General features: G+C 63.3%; 16 protein-coding genes. 14 read left to right on the forward strand and 2 right to left on the reverse strand.

The features are described from left to right. The first annotated feature begins 8 nt into the window (after positions 1-8). The 3 genes from gmk to BM193_RS04290 all read left to right on the forward strand — a co-directional run bounded on the left by gmk (position 9) and on the right by BM193_RS04290 (position 3,269). On the forward strand, positions 9-647 hold the full coding sequence (gmk, locus tag BM193_RS04280) for a guanylate kinase (RefSeq protein ID WP_175533142.1): 639 nt from the start codon (positions 9-11) through the stop codon (positions 645-647). 53 nt (positions 648-700) lie between these two features. Continuing rightward, positions 701-904 (forward strand): DNA-directed RNA polymerase subunit omega, encoded by a 204-nt coding sequence (gene rpoZ, locus BM193_RS04285; RefSeq protein ID WP_010400723.1) that lies wholly within the window; start codon positions 701-703, stop codon positions 902-904. A gap of 82 nt (positions 905-986) precedes the next feature. Beyond that, complete coding sequence (locus tag BM193_RS04290; RefSeq protein ID WP_092795641.1) at positions 987-3,269, forward strand: RelA/SpoT family protein; 2,283 nt, start codon at positions 987-989, stop codon at positions 3,267-3,269. A gap of 61 nt (positions 3,270-3,330) precedes the next feature. Here the strand turns inward: BM193_RS04290 and BM193_RS04295 are convergent, their stop codons facing one another. After that, positions 3,331-3,975, reverse strand: a complete 645-nt coding sequence (locus tag BM193_RS04295) for a transposase (protein WP_092795643.1) — start codon at positions 3,973-3,975, stop codon at positions 3,331-3,333. A 70-nt stretch (positions 3,976-4,045) separates the two neighbouring features. Then, positions 4,046-4,612: a transcription elongation factor GreB gene (greB, locus tag BM193_RS04300; protein WP_092795645.1), complete on the reverse strand. Its 567-nt coding sequence runs from the start codon at positions 4,610-4,612 to the stop codon at positions 4,046-4,048. A 116-nt stretch (positions 4,613-4,728) separates the two neighbouring features. Between greB and BM193_RS04305 the strand changes: the two genes are divergently transcribed. The 11 genes from BM193_RS04305 (at position 4,729) to BM193_RS04355 (ending at position 16,825) form a co-directional block, all read left to right on the forward strand. Then, entirely contained in the window at positions 4,729-5,316 is a 588-nt protein-coding gene (locus BM193_RS04305) for a hypothetical protein (protein ID WP_092795647.1), read from the forward strand. A 17-nt stretch (positions 5,317-5,333) separates the two neighbouring features. Beyond that, entirely contained in the window at positions 5,334-6,845 is a 1,512-nt protein-coding gene (locus BM193_RS04310) for a sensor histidine kinase (protein WP_254785830.1), read from the forward strand. A 23-nt stretch (positions 6,846-6,868) separates the two neighbouring features. Further along, entirely contained in the window at positions 6,869-7,516 is a 648-nt protein-coding gene (locus BM193_RS04315; RefSeq protein ID WP_092795649.1) for a response regulator, read from the forward strand. 202 nt (positions 7,517-7,718) lie between these two features. Further along, on the forward strand, positions 7,719-9,290 hold the full coding sequence (locus BM193_RS04320; protein ID WP_092795651.1) for a diguanylate cyclase: 1,572 nt from the start codon (positions 7,719-7,721) through the stop codon (positions 9,288-9,290). A 381-nt stretch (positions 9,291-9,671) separates the two neighbouring features. Then, positions 9,672-11,141: a flagellin N-terminal helical domain-containing protein gene (locus tag BM193_RS04325; RefSeq protein ID WP_092795652.1), complete on the forward strand. Its 1,470-nt coding sequence runs from the start codon at positions 9,672-9,674 to the stop codon at positions 11,139-11,141. Positions 11,142-11,225: 84 nt separating this feature from the next. Beyond that, complete coding sequence (locus BM193_RS04330; protein WP_092795654.1) at positions 11,226-11,591, forward strand: flagellar protein FlaG; 366 nt, start codon at positions 11,226-11,228, stop codon at positions 11,589-11,591. Positions 11,592-11,822: 231 nt separating this feature from the next. Next, a complete protein-coding gene (gene fliD, locus BM193_RS04335; RefSeq protein ID WP_302847630.1) occupies positions 11,823-14,498 on the forward strand; it encodes a flagellar filament capping protein FliD in 2,676 nt (891 codons plus the stop codon). Positions 14,499-14,520: 22 nt separating this feature from the next. After that, positions 14,521-14,967 carry a flagellar export chaperone FliS gene (fliS, locus tag BM193_RS04340; protein ID WP_092795656.1) on the forward strand — a complete coding sequence of 149 codons (447 nt, stop codon included), beginning with the start codon at positions 14,521-14,523 and terminating at the stop codon, positions 14,965-14,967. A gap of 3 nt (positions 14,968-14,970) precedes the next feature. After that, positions 14,971-15,297 (forward strand): flagellar protein FliT, encoded by a 327-nt coding sequence (locus BM193_RS04345; RefSeq protein ID WP_092795658.1) that lies wholly within the window; start codon positions 14,971-14,973, stop codon positions 15,295-15,297. Between the two features lie 24 nt (positions 15,298-15,321). Beyond that, entirely contained in the window at positions 15,322-16,506 is a 1,185-nt protein-coding gene (locus tag BM193_RS04350) for a flagellar hook-length control protein FliK (RefSeq protein WP_092795659.1), read from the forward strand. After that, complete coding sequence (locus BM193_RS04355) at positions 16,499-16,825, forward strand: EscU/YscU/HrcU family type III secretion system export apparatus switch protein (RefSeq protein WP_092795661.1); 327 nt, start codon at positions 16,499-16,501, stop codon at positions 16,823-16,825. The genes BM193_RS04350 and BM193_RS04355 overlap by 8 nt, the downstream gene beginning before the upstream one ends. The last annotated feature ends 25 nt before the right edge of the window (positions 16,826-16,850 follow it).

Consider the following 16,850-nt stretch of genomic DNA (forward strand, 5'->3'; position numbering starts at 1 on the left):
AGATCCGCATGAGCCACCCTACCGCCTTCTCCGGCAGCCTGTTCGTGGTTGCCGCGCCTTCGGGCGCCGGCAAATCGACACTGGTCAATGCATTGCTGGCGCAAGAGCCCGGCATCAAGCTGTCGATCTCGACCACCACGCGCGCGCCGCGTCCCGGTGAACAGCACGGCCGCGAGTACTACTTCACGACGGCGGAAGACTTTGTCGCGCGCGCCGAGCAGGGCGAATTCCTGGAATGGGCGGAAGTGCACGGCAATTACTACGGCACCTCGCGCATCATGGTGGAACAGCAGATGGCCGCCGGCACCGATATCCTGCTGGAAATCGACTGGCAGGGCGCGCGCCAGGTGCGCAAGCAATTCCCCCGCGCGGCCGGCATTTTCATCCTGCCGCCGTCGATCGATGCGCTGGAAGAGCGCCTGAACAAGCGCGGCCAGGACGAGCCGCACGTGATCACGCGCCGCCTGCTGGCGGCCGGCGGCGAAATCGCACACGCTCCCGAGTTCGAGTATGTTATTATCAATGAAGAGTTTACGGTCGCTTTGTCCGAACTGAGCGCGATCGTGAGAGCGGCCCGTTGCCGGTTTGCGCAACAAGCGGCCCGCAACGCATCGCTATTCGCCCAGCTGGGCCTGCACGCGGAATAATCGCTTCTGCACGCCAGTTCACACAGCACCACGCACAAATTTTAGGAGTTACCATGGCCCGTATCACAATCGAAGATTGCCTGAAGCAGATCCCTAACCGTTTCCAGCTGACCCTGGCTGCAACCTACCGCGCACGCCAGTTGTTGCAAGGCCACACCCCCAAGGTGGAAGCCAAGGACAAGCCTACCGTTGTCGCACTGCGCGAAATCGCTGCCGGTAAAGTCGGCATCGAAATGCTGAAAAAGGTCCCGATGTAAGTGGGAACCCGCGTGCCGGAACAGTGCTGACCCCTGGTTCTACCGTATCCATTATTCACACTGTGAAGCAACGCGACGTTTTATGAGTCTGACCCCAGCCGACACGACTTCCGCAGCACTGCAGCCCCTGGCCTCGCGCCAGGCGGCAAAATCGCAGGGCGCTTCCGCGCCCGGCGCCGGCACGTCCGGCAACAACACCCCCGCGGCACCGCCAGCGCCCGCCTTGGGCGTGGCCTCCGTCAGCCACCTGGCCGACAAGCTGGCCGAATACCTGTCTCCCGCCGACCTGAAAAAAGTCAAGGAAGCCTACCGCTTCTCCGACGAAATGCACCTGGGCCAGATGCGCCGCTCGGGCGAGCCGTATATCTCGCACCCGATCGCCGTCGCCGAAATCTGCGCCGACTGGAAACTCGACGCGCAAGCCATCATGGCCGCCCTGCTGCATGACGTGATGGAAGACCAGGACGTCAAGAAGGAAGAATTGATCGAGCGCTTCGGCGCGCCCGTGGCGCACCTGGTCGACGGCCTGTCGAAGCTGGAAAAGATCGAATTCCAGAGCCAGATCGAAGCGCAGGCGGAAAACTTCCGCAAGATGCTGCTGGCCATGGCCTCCGACGTGCGCGTGATCCTCATCAAGCTGGCCGACCGCCTGCACAATATGCGCACGCTGGACTTCATGACGGCGGCCAAAAAGCGCCGCATCGCCAGCGAGACCATGGAAGTGTACGTGCCGATCGCGCACCGTCTCGGCCTGAACAATATTTATCACGAGCTGCAGGACCTGTCGTTTTCGCACCTGTACCCGATGCGCTACCGCACCCTGGCGAAAGCCGTCAAGGCGGCGCGCGGCAACCGGCGCGAAGTGGTCAACAAGATCATGGAAGCGGTGAAAAGCACCCTGTCCATGGCCGAGCTCGACGCCGAAGTCACGGGCCGCGAAAAGACCCTGTACGACATCTATAAAAAGATGCGCAGCAAGCATTTGTCGTTCTCGCAAGTGCTGGACGTGTACGGTTTCCGCGTGGTGGTGGGCAGCTTTGCCGACTGCTACGTGACCCTGGGCACCCTGCACAGCCTGTACAAGCCGATGCCGGGCAAGTTCAAGGATTACATCGCGATCCGCAAGCTGAACGGCTACCAGTCGCTGCACACGACCGTCATCGGCCCGTATGGCACGCCGGTGGAATTCCAGATCCGCACGCAGGAAATGCACCGCACGGCCGAATCGGGCGTGGCGGCGCACTGGCTGTACAAGAGCGGCGAGTCGAACCCGTCCGATTTGCAGCAGCGCACCCATGCGTGGCTGCAATCGCTGCTCGACATCCAGCAGCAGACGGGCGATTCGGCCGAATTCCTCGAACACGTCAAGGTCGACCTGTTCCCCGATTCCGTCTACGTGTTTACGCCGAAATCGAAGATCATCGCCCTGCCGCGCGGCGCCACGGCCATCGACTTCGCCTATTCGATCCACACGGGCATCGGCGACCAGACGGTGGCGGTGAAAATCAACAACGAAACCTCGCCGCTGCGCACCGAGCTGCACAATGGCGACATCGTCGAGATCATCACCGATTCCTCGTCGCGCCCCAGCCCCACGTGGCTGTCGTTCGTGCGCACCGGCAAGGCCCGTTCGGCCATCCGCCACCATTTGCGCACGATCAACCTGCCCGAATCGATCGCCCTGGGCCAGCAATTGCTGTCGCAGGCGCTGCACACGCTGAACATCGACGCCGAGCTGCCCGCGCCATTGGTGGAACGCCTGCTCAACGAGTCGAGCGCCAATTCCATGGACGAGCTGTACGCGGACATCGGCATCGGCAAGCGCATGGCCACCCTGGTGGCGCGCCACATCTTCGGCCTGATCGGCGGCGAAGCGGCCAGCATGCCGGTGGAACACAATAGCGGCAGCGAGCTCGACCCTGTCACCATCTGCGGCAGCGAAGGCGTTTCGGTGCAACTGGCGCCGTGCTGTTTGCCGATTCCCGGCGACCAGATCATCGGCCAGCTGCGCCGCGACCAGGGGCTGCTCGTGCACACGAGCGACTGCTCGCAAGCCAAGCGCCAGCGCGCCAAGGAACCGGACCGCTGGATCGCCGTGCGCTGGGGAACCGAACTGAACCGCCGCTTCGATTGCCGCATCAAGGTCCTCATCAACAGCGAGCGGGGCATCCTCGCCCGCGTGGCCGCCGAAATCGGCGAATCGGACGCCAACATCATCTATGTCGGCATGGATGAAGACAAGGACAACGTGCTCGACCAGCTGCGCTTCACCGTGCAGGTCAAGGACCGCGTCCACCTGGCCGCCCTGCTGCGCAACGTGCGCCGCGTCGCCGGCGTCAACCGCATCCTGCGCGAACGTAATTAAAATTGTTGGCAAAGGGCTGGGGTCAGACCCGCCGGGTCTGACCCCAGTTTTCCGCTGCGGGCTACCGGCTCAGTTCCGCAACGCGTCGCAAAAACGCCTGATCACCCACCGCAAATTCAGCATTGACTGCTTCTCGCAGTTGTCCGATGCAACGCTCGCCTAATTCATCCTGAAATAACGATTGGTATGTCGCTTGCCGCTCAAGCACATCACATCCAAGTTGCATATAAAAAGAATGCGGAGACAGCAGATCATCATGCACGCCCTGCGCATTGCTTCGATAACTGGACCAGCAATATTGACCAGGCAATGCCACGATACCGGCCCTGACAGGGTTAAGTTCGATATAGCGCTGGCAAATCAATAAATAACGCTCGCCCTGCACCAGGCAAGATTTATAGCGGCCTTCCCACAAACCGCCGGTGCGACCATAGCGCCAGTTGAAATACTGCACATAACGCTGGTTCAGCATTTTCATCAGCGACGACAGGGACGTTGTGCTTTGCGTGGAAAGCAATAGATGCACATGATTATTCATCAGCACATACGCATGCAGATGGCATGGCGCAAGCTCCAAACAATTACGCAGATAGTCAAGATAGCGCTGTTTATCCTGCCCATCAAGAAAGCATGCTTGGCGATTCACTCCACGCTGCACCACATGTAGCGGTACGCCGGGCAAGACGAGCCGAAGGCGACGGGGCATGACAACTCCTGATACCCACTGAATGATCAGTGTGCCAGCGCGCGCCTCTGGCGCTCTGCGTCAGCGCAAACTACGCCTCGCCCGGCGCCGGATACGTCACCTCCAGCAACTCCAGCTCCTGCGCGCCCTGGGGCGTGTTGAGGGTCACGAGGTCGCCTTCGCGCGCCTTGGTGATGGTGCGGGCCATGGGCGAGATCCAGCTGATCTTGCCGTTCAGCGGGTCGAACTCGTCGATGCCGACGATGGTGATGGTGTGGGTGTTGCCGTCCTCGGTGCGGTACGTTACGGTCGCGCCGAAGAACACCTGGTCGTTGCCGTGGTGGACGCTGGGGTCGACGATGGCGGCCAGGTCCATGCGTTTGGTGAGGAAGCGGATGCGGCGGTCGATTTCGCGCAGGCGCCGCTTGCCGTAGATATAGTCGCCATTTTCCGAGCGGTCGCCGTTCGACGCCGCCCAGTGGACGATGCGTACCACTTCAGGACGGTCCACGTCGATCAGCTGCAGCAGTTCGTCCTTGATGCGCTGGTAGCCGGCGGGCGTGATGTAGTTCTTGGCGCCGGCGGGGATGGCCAGCGCCAGGGCGGCCGCTTCCTCGTCGTCGTCGTGGTCGGTTTCTTTTACAAAGGCTTTATTCATCTGCCTATTGTAGCCCCGCCGGGCGGCGGCCGGCACACCGCAAGCGGGGGCAAGCGGGCTTTTTTGACGTATCATCGGGGCAAGGGCGGCCATCCCGAGCCGTCGCACGGAGACGGATGAAAAAATTCTACCGATTCAGGCGCTGGCTGTTCGCGCCGCTGGTCTACCTGGCCGCCGTTTTCCTGCTGATCGAGGAATGGCTGTGGGCGACCGGCGCGCGCATCATGCAGGTGGTGGCGCAGTTTCCGCCGCTGCACGCGCTCGAAGCGTGGATCAGGCGTTTGCCGCCGTACTGGGCGCTGGCCATTTTCGTGCTGCCGGCCGTGCTGCTATTTCCCGTCAAGCTGCTGGCCTTGCTGGCGATCGCGCGCGGCCATGCGTTTTCCGGCATCGGCGTGATCGTCATCGCCAAGCTGGGCGGTGCCGCCGCCGTCGCGCGCCTGTATGCGCTGACCCGCCCTACCTTGCTGACCTTGCCGTGGTTTGCGCACTGGCACGGCCGGTTCATGGAAACCAAGGACCGCTGGATTGCCCGCCTGCGCGCCACGCGCCCATGGCGCAGGGTCAGCCGCTTGTCGGCCGCGCTGGGCCGCGCCCGCCGCGCCTGGTGGCAACGCTTGCGCAAGGGCACGCCCGGCCGTCATAATTCCCGTCCGGCACGGGTGCTGCGCCGTTTCGCCGCCTTCTGGCGCGCCCGCCGCTGATGCAGAGAGCCACCACCATGCCCGACTTTCCCACACTGGCGCCCGCCATGCGCGCGGCCACGCCGGAAATCTACCTGTACGACGCCGCCAGCCTGCAATTGCTGGACGCCAATGACGCCGCCTGCGCCAACCTGCATTACGCGCGCGGGGAATTGCAGGCCATGACGGTCTTCACTGTGGCGCCGCAGCTGGAAGCGCCGCAACTGGCCGCCCTCCTGACCGGCCTCGACGATACGATCGGCGCGCAAGCCCGGCTGCACGTGCAGCAGCGCCGCCGCGATGGCAGCCTGTATTCGCTGTCGCTGCAGCTGTCGCGCGCCAGCCGCCTGGGCCGCGCCCTGATCCTGGCCGTGGCCGAGGACTTGCGCACGCCGCAGGCGACGGCCGCCGCCCTGGCCCAGGTGCAGTCGCGCTTCAACGCCATCGTCTCGAATACGCCGGGCCTGGTGTACCAGTTCTGCCTGCATGCGGATGGCCGCGCCGCCTTCCCCTACCTGAGCGAAGGTTGCCAGGCCCTGCTGGGCTTGAATCCGGCCCAGCTGCATGCGCACCCGGAGCTGTTTTACCAGCTGATCCTGGCCGACGACCGCGCTTCGTACCTGGAATCGATGCAGGCGTCGAAAGCGGCCCTGTGGAGCTGGAACTGGGAAGGCCGCATCTGGGTCGACGCCTGGAAGGACGTGAAATGGATCAACCTGCGCTCCACCCCGCGCGCGCTGGCGGACGGCACGGTGCAGTGGGAAGGCATCATGACCAACATCACGGAAAGCCGGCTCGAGCAGATCGAGGTGCGCCAGTCGCGCGCCCGCCTGGCCGAGCTGACGGCGCATATCGACAAGGTCAAGGAACACGAGCGCACGCGCCTGGCGCGCGAACTGCACGATGACCTGGGCGGCAATCTGACGGCCATCAAGATGGCCCTGGCCATGCTGACGCGGCGCTTGCCACCCGATAACGCCCCGCTGCTGGAGAAAGCCGAGTACGTCGACGCGCTGGTCGACCGCAGCATCGACGCCGTGCACCGCATTTCGCTCGATTTGCGCCCGTCCATGCTGGACCTGGGCCTGGTCGCCGCGCTGGACTGGCAAGTCAAGGAATTCGCGCGCCAGGCCGGCATCGGATGCCAGTTCATGTCGAACCGCCAGCATATCGAACTGGAACTGGACCAGGCCACCAGCCTGTTCCGCATCGCCCAGGAGGCGCTGACGAATATCGCCAAGCACGCGCAAGCGAGCAAGGTGACCGTGCGCCTGGCCCGCCAGCGCCAGCATCTGCGCCTGACCATTGCCGACAATGGCGTCGGCATGCGCCTGTCCGACCGCGCCAAGCCGCAATCGTTCGGCATCCGCGGCATGGCCGAGCGCGCCAGCGCCCTCGGGGGCAGCCTGAGCCTGATGGACGGGCCGGACGGCGGCACCATCCTGAGCATAAAAATCCGGCTGGCCACGCCGCGAGAGGCGATAATAGCGGCTGCAGCCAGCGCGCCAGCGCATAGCGGGCCGCCGCAAGACCCCGCCTGGCGCGAGTGAATCAGATAGGAAACATTGCAGTCATGAAAGAAAAAGCCACCATCCGCGTATTCATTGCCGACGATCATGCGATCGTGCGCGAAGGCTTGAAGCAAATCCTCGCCGATACGAAGGACATCGTCGTGGCCGGCGAGGCGGAAAACGGCCACGATGCCATCAAGCTGTTCCGTGGTTCGAAATGCCAGGTCATGCTGCTCGACATCTCCCTGCCCGACCGCAGCGGCATCGACGTGCTCAAGCTGATCAAGAAGGAAAAGCCGGAGCTGGCCGTGCTGATGCTGTCCATGCACCGCGAAGACCAGTACGCCATCCGTGCCCTCAAGGCGGGCGCGGCCGGCTACCTGACGAAGCAGAGCGCGCCGCGCGAGCTGGTCACGGCCATCCGCCAGGTCGCGGGCGGGCTGAAGTACATCAGCGCCTCGCTGGCCCAGGAACTGGCCAATACGGTGGGCGAAGACCATGAAACGGCGCTGCACGACACCTTGTCGGACCGCGAATACCAGACCCTGGTGATGATTGCCTCGGGCAAGGCCGTCGGCGTCATCGCCGAAGAACTGAAATTGTCCGTGAAAACCGTCAGCGAGTACCGCGCCCGCCTGCTGGTCAAGATGAAACTCAAGAATAGCGCCGAACTGACGCATTACGCCATCCGCAACCAGCTCGTGGATTGACGGCAAAGCGGCATGCAGGCTGGCATCCGGCGAATAGGATGGACTTCTCCTTGCTTCTCGCACAATAAGTTCTTTGCCAACTCGCATATCATGAGGATAATTAGAATATATCTAAAAAGGCTGTGCCTACATGTCCAGTAAATTGCCATCCTCGCCAGCAAGCGCACCCGCTGGCGCCACGACTGCCGCCGGCACCACGGCGATGAATCCGGCCGATATCGCCCGCGAAGCGTTTCGCCGACTGGCGACGCGGCGCATCGCGCCCACGCCCAGCGCCTACCGTGAGATCTACAATGAAATCGCCGGCATCAGCGAGCCGGCCGACACGCCAGCCACGCCCGTGGCCGTGCTGGCCGCCAGCGCCCCCACGGAAAGTGGCGCGGAAAACGTCCTGACGCAATTTGCCGCCAAGATGAGCGAATCGGCGGGCGAACTGGGCGACTTTGGCCGGCGCTTCCAGCGCGCCCTGAAAGCGCGCGACTGGGACAGCTATGCGCGCACGCTGGCGCAACTGGCGGAAAAACAGGTCAAGAAAGGCGGCGGCATCGAATTGCCGCCCCTGCCGGACGGCGAACAGACGCGCACCCTGCGTGAATTGCTCAGCCGCACCCTGGGCTTTGCCGTCGCCACCTTGCTGACGGGCACGCCCGCGCTGGTGGAGGAAGCCGAATCGCTGGGCGCCGCCATCAAGCAGGCGCATACGGAAGAGGCGCTGAACGAAGCGGCCTTGCGCCTGAAGCAGCTGTGCTACCAGATCGAACTGAAAAGCGGCGACACGGCGGAACAGCAAGAGCTGTTGTTGCGCCTGTTCAAGTTGCTGCTCGATAACGTCAGCCAGCTGCTGGACGACGACAGCTGGCTGCGCGGCCAGGTCGATGCCGTGCAGAACCTGATCGCCGGTCCGCTGGACCAGCGCGCGCTGGAAGACGCCACGCGCAGCCTGAAGGAAGTCATCTACAAGCAAAGCCAGCTCAAGCACAGCCTGTCCGACGTCAAGCTGACGGTCAAGAACATGATGATGACCTTCATCGACCGCCTGGGCCAGGTGGCGGCCAGCACGGGCGACTTCCACGAAAAGATCGGCGGCTATTCGGAAAAGATTAGCCAGGCGGAAAATATCACTGAGCTCAACAACGTTCTCGACGAAGTCCTGCGCGAAACGCGCATGGTGCAGAACGAAGCGTTGCGCGCGCGCGACAAGATGGTGCTGGCGCGCCAGGAAGTGCAGGACGCGGAACAGCGCATCCACACACTGGAAGCCAAGCTGCAGCATATGAGCGAACTGGTGCGGGAAGACCAGCTGACGGGCAGCCTGAACCGCCGTGGCCTCGACGATGTCTTCGAGCGCGAAACGGCCCGCTCGGACCGCCGCGGCACGCCGCTGTGCATCGCCATGCTGGACCTGGACGACTTCAAGCGCCTGAACGACACCTATGGTCATTTGGCCGGCGATGCGGCGCTGAAACACCTGGTGAAGATCGTCAAGGAAACCCTGCGCTCGATGGATGTCATCGCCCGCTTCGGCGGCGAGGAATTCCTCATCCTGCTGCCGGAAACCACGGTCGACGCGGCCGCCTCGACCATGACCCGCCTGCAGCGCGAGCTGACGCGCCACTTCTTCCTGCACGACAACGAAAAAGTGCTGATCACCTTCTCCGCCGGCGTGGCCCTGCGCCACCCCAACGAAGACCAGGCCGAACTGGTCAAACGCGCCGACCGCGCCATGTACCAGGCCAAGCAGACGGGCAAGAACCGGGTGGTGGTGGCGGACTGACGCTCGCACCATCCCCTCCCCATGCCGTCCCGCCACCTGGCCGGACGGCATTTTTCATGCGCCAGGGCCATCCACCTGCGGGCATGTCCGAAATGATATCAAAAACACCATCACCTTCCGTGCGTGCTCGCGGCGCGGCCGGCAAAATAATTCAAAAATAAAACTATTTTTACCCTCAAGTTTCCAAAAATCATGTCGTCTAGCGCGCGGCGCGGCGCAAACTGAAGGGCTGAAAAATAAAATTTAAAGCGTTTTTCGCCATAAATTTTCCCGCAGAGCAACCGTTACCCTAAACAACAGCGGCTTGATTGTCCCGGAACAGTGGGGCAGGCCAAAGTGACTAGCACATAGCGCAATGTAGTACCTGTCTGGAGAATTAACATGGCTGCAGTAATTAACACCAACATCGCTTCCCTGAACTCGCAACGTAACCTGTCGACCTCGCAATCCGCTCTGAGCACCTCGCTGCAACGCCTGTCCTCCGGTCTGCGTATTAACAGCGCCAAGGATGACGCTGCTGGTCTGGCGATTTCCGACCGTATGACGTCGCAAATCCGCGGCATGACCCAAGCAACCCGCAACGCAAACGACGGCGTCTCGCTGGCCCAAACGGCCGAGGGCGCACTGTCGAGCTCGGGCGACATCCTGCAACGTATCCGCGAACTGGCCGTTCAATCGTCGAACGCCACCAACTCGTCGAGCGACCGTCAGGCGCTGCAAACCGAGGTTGGCCAACTGAGCTCGGAACTGAACCGTATCGCCCAAACCACCTCGTTCAACGGCCAGGCGCTGCTGGACGGCACCATGGGTACGGCCAACTTCCAGGTCGGCGCCGATGCAAACCAACTGATTTCCGCCAGCGGCGCGAACTTCCTGACGAACACCTACGGTAACAACCGTGTGTCGAACGATTCGACTGTTGTCACGGCCACCACCAATGCGGATGCTGCCAGCAAGGACATCAAGATTTCCGGTTCGCTTGGCTCGGCAACCTACCAAACCACCGCCGCCACGGAAACGGCCAAAGGCATCGCTGCCGGCGTGAACAAGATGACGTCGAGCACCGGTGTGACAGCAACGGCTTCCACCGAAGCCAACCTGGCACTCGGTTCGAGCGAAGCGTACTCGATCGACGTCAAGGGTGACAATGGCACCGCAGTGACCGTTTCGTTCTCGGTAGGCGCAGGCCAATCGGCATCGGATTACGCCGCCGGCATCAACGCCTTCAACGCGCAATCGGCAAAAACCGGCATCACGGCCGAATACGATTCGAAAAACGGCGGCATCAAGCTGAACCACGCCACCGGCGCGGACATCAGCCTGACCAACTCCGGCACGGTTGCCAACACGACGTTCGCCGTGGGCAGCTACAAGCACTCGGATAACACCGTGGTAGCCGGCGTCACGCCAACGGCAGCCGCTGCCACGGCCGTCATCAACGGCCACGTGACCTACGATTCGGACAGCAGCTTCGCCGTGACGGATGCTTCCGCATTCGCCACCGGCACGGGTGCCACCGGCGTATCGAAACTGAGCTCGGTTGCTGACATCGACGTCACCACGTTTGATGGCGCACAATCGGCACTGAAAGTGGCCGATGCCGCCCTGGCCCGCGTCAACGGCCAGCGCGCCCAGTACGGTGCTTTGCAATCGCGCTTCTCCTCGGCGATTTCGAACCTGCAATCGACCACGGAAAATCTGTCCTCGTCGCGCAGCCGCATCGTCGATACCGACTTTGCTGCAGAAACGGCCAGCCTGACCCGCGGCCAGATCCTGCAACAAGCGGGTACCGCCATGCTGGCGCAAGCAAACTCGCTGCCTAACGGCGTGCTGAGCCTGCTGCGCGGCTAATCGCCGATTAGCCTCGCAACACCGCTGGACCCCAGTTCCCTTGCCGGATTTTTTCGGTAAGGGAATTTTCACTAGGAGAGCACCATGACTATTGACACGATAGCGGCCGCCTCGGCAAGCCGGATCGACAAGAGTTACACCCCGGCGGACCTCACGCCGGCGCGTGCCGCAGCGAGCCGCAACAGCACCGGCGCCGTGACAGCGCAGCAAGATGGCCAGGAGCCCAGCCGCGCGCAGCTGGACCAGGCCGTTTCGGAGCTGAACCAGTCGTCGCAGATCAAGACGCAGGGCCTGGAATTTTCCGTCGATGACGACAGCCAGCGCACGGTCGTCAAAGTGATCGACCAGGAAACCAAGGAAGTCTTGCGCCAGATCCCGACCAAGGAAGCCCTGGCGCTGGCCAAGGCCTTCGACTCGGCCAAAGGCGCGCTGATCAGCCAAAGCGCCTGACGCATGCGTTTCACGCCGTACGCGCTGCCATGTATCGCCATGCATCCGCACGACACCGGGGTCCGCCAGCCAAGCTGCCGGGCCCCGCATTTCATTGCTCCAAGAACAATTTTCCACGCCCGCCATCCCGCTTTTCCGCCCGAATTGAAAACAGCGCGGTAAATCCCCCTCTCAAGTCCTGATTGATTCTGCCGATAACAGCTTATATTAGTGTTTTCCTAGGAGCATGCAGTGGCCATCACCCCAACCTTATCCTCTCCTGGCATCGGCAACAGCACGCTGGACGTCAATGCCATCATCGAGAAGCTGATGACGGCGGAGTCTGCACCGCTGGCTACCTATGACAAGAAGACCGCTTCCTACCAGGCGAAGCTGAGCGCGCTTGGCACCCTGAGCGGGACGATCAGCACCTTCCAGAATTCGCTTTCCTCGCTGAGCAAGACGGATAATTTCCGTGCCGTCTCGGCCACGCCCACCGACCCCCTGATCCTGACGGCAACGGCAGGCGCCAAGGCCGTCGCCGGCAGCTATAACATCAATGTCACCCAGCTGGCCCAGGCGCAGACGCTGACCACGGGCGGCATGTCGAGCAAGCTGTCGAATATCGGCCTGGGTGCCAAGACGACCATCTCCTTCCAGCTCGGCTCGGTTGGCGGCGGCACCTTCGGCCTGGCCGGCACTAAACTCAGCGGCAATACCTTGCTCACTGGCATTAACAACGGCTCCCTCAGCATCAACGGCACCGCCATCCCCACCGATGCCACCACCAAGAGCGCGCGCGCGCTGGCCGAAGCCATCAATGCCAAGAGCAGCACCACCGGCGTCACGGCCACGGCGCAGCCCGTTTCATCGGACCCGGCCATGTTCAGCGGCTTCGGCAACGTCAGCACGGGTGCCGGCAGCACCTACTCGCTGTCCGTCGGCGGCGTGGAAATCTTCGCCCAAGGTGAAAATACGGCGGCGGGCGCCGGCTTGACGGCCGCCAGCCTCGACACGACCCTGGAAGGACCGAATTCCGTGTCCAACGCCCTGGCGGCGGCAAATATCACGGTGACCGGCAAGGCGGCCGACGGCACGCTGAAATTCACGCGGGCCGACGGCTCCAACCTGAACATCGAAGAAGTCGTCACGGGCGACGCCCGCGGCGGCATCGGCCATGCCGCCGGCTCCGTCAACGACGGCTCCAACGTGACCGTCGCCAGTTCGATCACCTTGGCCTCCAGCAATGCCAGCCCCATCACCATCGGCGGCAGCAGTCCGGCCGCCGCCGGCTTGACGGCCGGCTCCGGCGGTGCCTACATGGATACCAATTTCACCCAGGACGGCAACCAGTCGACGGGGTCGGTGGTGATCGATTCGAGCAACAATACCCTGCAGGGCATCCGCGACGCCATCAACAACGCCGGCCTGGGCGTAACGGCAAGCATTGTTTCGGACGGCACGGACAAGCCCTACCATCTGGTGCTGGCCTCGACCAAGACGGGTATCAGCTCGGCCATGAAAATCACCCTGAGCGGCAGCGACGGGCAGCCAGCCGACAGCGCCTTGACATCGCTGCTGGCATACGACCCGTCCGGCGTGCAAAACCTGAAACAGAACAGCGCCGCGCAAAATACGCAGCTCAGCGTCAACGGCATTCCCATCACCAGCAGCTCGAACAGCATCGACAGCGCGATCGAGGGCGTGACCATCAACGTGGCCAAGGTGGGTTCGACCAACCTATCCGTGGCCAAGGATATTTCCACCGTCAAGACCAGCATCAATGCCTTCGTCAAGGCGTACAACGAGCTCAACACGGCGATGGCGAAGCTGACCTCGTACGATCCCGATACCAAGGCGGCCGGCCTGCTGCTGGGCGACTCCACCGCCCTGTCCATCCAGAGCCAGCTGCGCAAGCAGATGGGCATGCCGATCACCGGCCTGACGGGCAACCTGACCACCATGAGCCAGGTCGGCATCTCGTTTCAAAAGGATGGCAGCCTGACCCTGGATACGACCAAGCTGGACAAGGCTATCGGCGAAAACTTTTCCGATGTGGCGGGCCTGTTCGCGGCACTCGGCAAGACCACCGACAGCACCGTCTCCTTCACCAGCTCCACCTCGGCCACCAAGCCGGGCACGTACGCGCTGAACGTGACGACCATGGCCAGCCAGGGCACGCTGAAAGGCAACACCGCCCTGCCCGCCAGCACCGTGATCGGCAGCGATACGGTCTGGAACGTGACGTTAAATGACACCACTCCGGCGGTGGCGAAAAATACGGCCAAGGTCATCATTCCTGCCGGCAGCTACACCCCCACCCAGCTGGCCAGCCTGATCCAGTCATCGATCAACGGCATCAAGGCCTTTTCCGATCTCGGCTCCTCGGTGGCCGCCACGGTCGATGGCGATGGCAAGCTCAGCGTGGCATCGGCCCGCTATGGCTCCGTGTCCAACATTGCCATTTCCAATGGTACCGGCACGCCCATCGACGGGCTGTTCGGCGGCGCCACACCCACCGTCGGCACCGACGTGGCCGGCACCATCGGCGGCCAGCCGGTGGTCGGTTCCGGACAGAGCCTGACGGGCGCCGCCGGCTCGCCGGCGGAAGGCTTGAAAGTGGAAATCACGGGCGGCACCATCGGCTCGCGCGGCAATATCAGTTTTTCGCAAGGCTATGCCTACCAGTTGAACAACCTGGCCACGTCCTTCCTCGGCACGGGTGGCATGATCACCAGCCGCACCAAGGGCATCAACGACAGCATCACGCAAGTGGCGGAGCAGCGCCAGCGCTTTTCGGACAAGCTGACCGACATCGAAGCCCGCTACCGCGCCCAGTACACGCGCCTCGACGTGACGTTGAGCAGCCTGGCCACGACGCAATCGTATTTGACCCAGCAGCTGGCCGCCATCGCCGCCAACCGCTAAGCCCCATACTCAGGAGAAGCACATGTTTGGAACCCAACAACGCGGCGTCAACGCCTATGCCAAGGTCGGCCTGGAAACGGGCATCGTCTCGGCCTCGCCGCACAAGCTGATCGTCATGCTGTACGACGGCGCCCTGGTGGCCGTGCTCAGCGCGCAAATGCACATGAAATCGGGCAATGTGCCGGAAAAAGGCAAGGCCATCTCGCGCGCCATCCAGATCATCGACAATGGCTTGCGCGCCAGCCTGGACAAGAAGGTGGGCGGCGAGATCGCCGAAAACCTCGATGCCCTGTACGAATACATGGGCGCGCGCCTGCTGGCGGCCAACCTGAACAACGATGTGACCTTGCTGGAAGAAGTGCAGCGCCTGCTGACCGACCTGCGCGAAACCTGGAACGCCATTGGCTCCACGCCCGCCGCCACTCCCGGCGCCGACCTGAAACGTATGCCCAGCCTTGCGAGCGCCTGATCCATGATGACGAATCAAGAAGTCCTGACCACCTACGAAGCCATGCAAACCCTGACGGGCCAGATGGTGACCGCCGCCACCAACGCCGACTGGGACGAACTCGAAGCGCTGGAACAGCGCATCAGCGCGCATGTGGCCGCGCTCAAGGCGAATGAAGAAAAAGTCGTGCTGGAAAGCGCCGGCCGCCTGCGCAAGGTGGCGCTGATCAAGCAGATCCTCGAAGACGACCGCAAGATCCGCGACCTGACCATGCCATGGATGGCGCAATTGTCCAAGCTGATCAATAGCACCGGCACCGAACGGCGCCTGGCCAACGCCTACGGCGTGTAAGCGCGCGGGGCAGGGCAAGATCCCATGTTGCCGAAGATGGACGCCATCGGCATGACGCCCCTGACCCCGGTCAAGGGCACGCGTCCGGCCGACACGGTCGCCGACCCGCGCCAGGCGGAGTTCCAGCGCTCACTGCAGGGACTGGTCGGTAAATCCATGCAGGGGCAAGTGCTGGCCCGCATGGGCGACGGCAGCTTCCTGGTGCGCGTGGCCGGCACGCCGGCCCGCATGCAGCTGCCCGCCGGCGCCCAGCTGGGCGCGGAAATCCCGCTGACCTTGATCGGCATCAATCCCCGTCCCTCTTTTCAAATCGGCAATCCCCGCGACCAGGCCGCCAATCCCCTGCTGACCTACGCCGACGCCGAGGCCGAACCCGAGGCGGCCGACGCGCGCGGCGCCCAGGCGGGCACGCGCGCCAGCAGCACGGCCGCCACCCTGCTCAGCCGCGCGCCCCTGACGCCAGCCAACCTGCTGCCCGCGCTGGCCGGCGACACGCCAGCACCCGAGCTGAGCACCACCGCGCGCGCCATCAGCAGCGTGCTGGTGCAGGCCGAAAGCGTGCCCGGCGCGCCCGTGGCCCTGGTCGGCAAGACGCCGCTGATGGCGACGCCGGGCGCCGATCCCGCGCAAGTGGCGCAAAAACTGCGCGATGCCGTCGGCAGCAGCGGCCTGTTCTATGAATCGCACGTGGCCGAATGGGCCGAAGGCAAGCGTCCGCTGGCCTCGCTGCTGCTGGAACCGCAGATGCAGAAAGCCCAGCAAGGGGAGCCGCAAAAGACGGGCACCGACCTGGCCTCTGCCCAGCTGATCAATATGCAGCTGCATACGCACGAACAGGCGCGCGTGCAGTGGCAGGGCGAAGCGTGGCCCGGGCAAAAAATGCAATGGGATATCAGCAAGGATGCGCCGGAAGGGCAGCAGCAGGAGCACGCGGACGATGGCGAAGAGGCGACCGCCTGGCGCAGCAATGTGCGCTTCCAGTTTCCCCTGCTGGGCGACCTGGCCGCGCACGTGGTGCTGCAGGGCGGCCGCGTGGCGATCCAGATGCAGGCTGGCAGCGAAGCGAGCGCCGCCACCTTGCGCCAGCACGCGGCGCGCCTGGAAGCGGCCCTCGACGCGGCCGGCTGGCCACTGGCGTCCCTCAGCATCGCCGGCAAGTCCGACGATGCGGCCATCGCGCCAGCGGCGCCAGGAGACGGCGATGCTTGACGACACCCGGCGCAAGGTGCCGCAGACGGCCGTCGCGCTCGCTTACCAGAGCGGCACGCCGGCACCCAAGGTGGTGGCCAAGGGCAGCGGCCTGATCGCGGACCAGATCATCCGCACGGCGCGCGAGCACGGCGTCTTCGTGCATGAATCGAAGGAATTGGTGGCCTTGTTGATGGATGTCGACCTGGACCGGCAGATTCCGCCGGGCCTGTATCGGGCGATTGCGGAACTGCTGGCCTGGTTATATCATATTGAATCTGCGAATGGGGGACCGATCCCGCCGCCGCCCGATACCAGCTCACTTTCCACCGATACATAGACAGGCATCAATGCAAGCACATATT

Origin of the sequence: Janthinobacterium sp. 344 (genome assembly GCF_900112025.1) — a bacterium.
Taxonomy (GTDB): domain Bacteria; phylum Pseudomonadota; class Gammaproteobacteria; order Burkholderiales; family Burkholderiaceae_D; genus Janthinobacterium.